This is a genomic window from Gilvibacter sp., from assembly GCF_013214815.1.
Classification (GTDB): domain Bacteria; phylum Bacteroidota; class Bacteroidia; order Flavobacteriales; family Flavobacteriaceae; genus Gilvibacter.
This window is the reverse complement of the sequence record NZ_JABSPU010000128.1, coordinates 1-2,910: the sequence shown is the minus strand read 5'-3', so window position 1 is coordinate 2,910 and position 2,910 is coordinate 1. Positions and strand designations below refer to the sequence as shown.

Annotated in this window: 3 protein-coding genes and 1 pseudogene; 1 reads left to right on the top strand and 3 read right to left on the bottom strand. The window is 44.0% G+C overall.

Going from position 1 to position 2,910, the window contains the following annotated elements:
• A pseudogene (locus HRT75_RS14440) lies at positions 1 to 672 on the top strand (asparagine synthase-related protein); the annotation flags it as partial.
• Here HRT75_RS14440 and HRT75_RS14435 read toward each other — a convergent pair.
• From HRT75_RS14435 to HRT75_RS14425, 3 genes are all read right to left on the bottom strand, one after another.
• The gene (locus HRT75_RS14435; protein WP_291188224.1) at positions 669 to 1,493 is read right to left on the bottom strand and encodes an SDR family oxidoreductase; all 825 of its coding nucleotides are present in this window, start codon (positions 1,491 to 1,493) and stop codon (positions 669 to 671) included. The pseudogene HRT75_RS14440 and the gene HRT75_RS14435 overlap by 4 nt on opposite strands.
• A gap of 11 nt (positions 1,494 to 1,504) precedes the next feature.
• Positions 1,505 to 2,473: a beta-ketoacyl-ACP synthase III gene (locus HRT75_RS14430; protein WP_291188221.1), complete on the bottom strand. Its 969-nt coding sequence runs from the start codon at positions 2,471 to 2,473 to the stop codon at positions 1,505 to 1,507.
• Positions 2,474 to 2,722: 249 nt separating this feature from the next.
• A partial coding sequence (locus HRT75_RS14425; protein WP_291188217.1) for an enoyl-CoA hydratase-related protein occupies positions 2,723 to 2,910 on the bottom strand: 188 nt, incomplete at its 5' end.

Here is a 2,910-nt window from a genome sequence, read left to right as displayed (position 1 = left end):
TTGATGGCTCGAGCAATTAAAGCCATGGGAATCAAAATGGTTCTATCTGGAGAAGGCAGTGATGAGATCTTTGGCGGCTAGTTGTACTTCCACAAAGCGCCGAGCGCAGAAGAATTCCACAAAGAAACGGTACGTAAGCTAAGTACTTTACACCAATACGACTGTTTGAGAGCTAATAAATCCTTAGCTGCTTGGGGAATTGAAGGACGTGTGCCTTTCTTGGATAAAGAATTTATGGATGTGGCCATGCGTCTCAACCCAGAAGACAAATTGATCAAAGAAGGCCGTATTGAAAAATGGATCTTGCGCAAAGCCTTTGAAGATATGTTACCGGAAGAAGTAGCTTGGAGGCAAAAAGAACAATTTAGTGATGGTGTGGGATACAACTGGATCGACACCTTAAAAGCTCAGGTTGAGGAATTAGTCAGCGACGAGCAATTGGCCAACGCCCACTTTAGATTCCCCGTACAACCACCAACCTCTAAAGAAGAGTTTTACTACCGAAGCATTTTTGAGGAGCACTTCCCGAGCGAAACTGCAGCATGGAGCGTACCTTCTGTGCCGTCAGTAGCTTGTAGCTCACCAGTAGCTTTGGAATGGGATGAAAGCTTTAAAAACCAAAACGACCCAAGCGGTCGCGCCGTAGCCAACGTGCACGAACAGGCTTACTAGCCGGTAACGTGATAACCGCCATCCACATGTCTGATCTCACCGGTGATGCGGACATCTGGACGGAACAGATGAACGATCTCTTTAGCCAAGTCCTCTGGGGTAGCATTCCCTAGGGGACTCATTTTATCTGAGGTGGTCACATCTTCTGGCATAAGCGTTGCCGTTCCTGCTTTACTTCCCATATAGGGAGAGAATCGAACGGCATTGACACGCATGGCATGACTGCGTCCGAGCTCATCGGCCAATTCTACAGTAATGCGTTCTAGTGCTGCTTTGGCAATACTCATGTTTCTGTACGGGTGAAAAGTCACCTTCTCTGCTGCGATATAACTTATTGAGCAAATGGAAGCTCCACGTTGCAAGACCTCCGCATGCAGCAAGTGATGCGTCAATCGAATTAAAGAATAAGCAGAAACGTCTAAAGTATCACAAAACTCGTCGCGCGTAACATCAAGTAGCGGTTTCACTTGCTTATTCCTAATGGTCTTATCCATAGCAATCGCATGCAAAAGACCATCCAACGCTATGCCTTCTGCTTTTAACTCCTGAGCAAAACTTGCCACGTTTTCCTCTAAAGTTACGTCTAGCACCGCCGTCTTAACGTCTTTTCCTAAAGCGCGTTCTACAGATTGCTGAAAATCTTCAAAATTCTTATTCAAATAGGCCTTCGCTCTATCTGACAATGCTCCGTGATGCTCACTGACTCCAAGGGCCGTGCAAACCACCTTTCCGCCCATTTTAATAATCTCTTTGGCGGTATACATCGCTAAAGACTGTTCGTCTGCTATTCCTGTGATCAAAAATGTTTTACCTGCTAACATATTTCTTTGGTTTACCATTTATACAAGGCCGTTCCCCAAGTCCATCCGGCTCCCACCGCTGCGAATAGCAGCAGGTCACCTTTATTTGGCGGCTCATTTTTTAAGGTTTCATCCAATACAATAGGGATGGTACCTCCAGAGGTATTGGCGTATTTGTCCATATTCGTTTTAACCTTCTCAAAAGGCAAGTTTATTTTTTGTGCGATGGTTTTTAGAATTCCAATACTCGGTTGATGCGGAAGCATATATTTGAGTTGATCAACGGTAGTACCATTGCGCTGTAACAACGTATTGATACTTTCTGGCACCACTGCTGTGGCCGTTTCAAACACCGCTTTCCCATCCATGGTAAAATAATGTCCTCCATTACTTAGTGTTTCTGTTGATGCAGGTTGCTCTGATCCTCCGGCATAAACAGTGAAACCATCTTTACCACGGCCGTCTGTGTGCAATAAAAAGTCTACAAAACCTTTGTCATCTTCTGTTGCCTCTAGAATTATCGCTCCTGCGCCATCGCCAAAGAAAACGGAATCGCGACGGTTCCAATCAGTAATGTTAGAAAAGGTATCTGCCCCAATAACCATTACTCTTTGGAACATTCCTGAGCTGATGTATTGCGCTCCGGTAGCCAAGGCAAATAAAGCTCCAGAACAAACTGCTGAGATATCAAATGCAACAGCGCCAAAAGCTCCCAGCTTTTCCTGGACAAAACAAGCACATGAAGGCGCTGGCCTATCTGGAGTTGCGGTTGCAACAACGATGAGTTCAATATCTGTCGGTGAAAGGTTCGCGTCTGCCAAAGCGCGTTTAGCAGCTGCTGTGGCAAGATCACTGGTAGTTTGATCTGTCACTACCCGACGCTCTTTAATACCTAATCGTTTGTGAATCCATTCATCCGAAGATCCTACGGCTTCAAAAAAACTGTTGGGGACAACTTTTTCTGGTGTATAAGAACCAGTTCCCTTGATATATGCTCGCATTTTTCAAAAAATTTAAGCTTTAAATGTGGGCATTTTCAAGAGGGCGGCAAGGGCAAGTATCAATAATTTGTAAAGGATTATCAATCTCGCAACTGGAACTGATGAAATTGAGAATTCTATAATTAATGGTCAGAAAAAGAGCTTCAAATTGAAAATTTGACAATGAGCTATTCGCAACGAAATCGTTTTAGATGCTATAAAATTCGCAATAAAAGCGTTAAAAAAGTAGCTGTAGTACCAGTTTTAGGACTATGGAAGCCATTTTTTATCAAAGTTAGGCTTGCGCTTTTCTAAAAAGGCATCCCTGCCTTCTTTGGCCTCTTCAGTCATATAAGCTAAGCGAGTAGCTTCACCCGCAAAGACTTGTTGGCCTACCATACCATCATCGGTCAGGTTCATGGCAAACTTGAGCATTTTAATAGATGTCGGTGATTTAG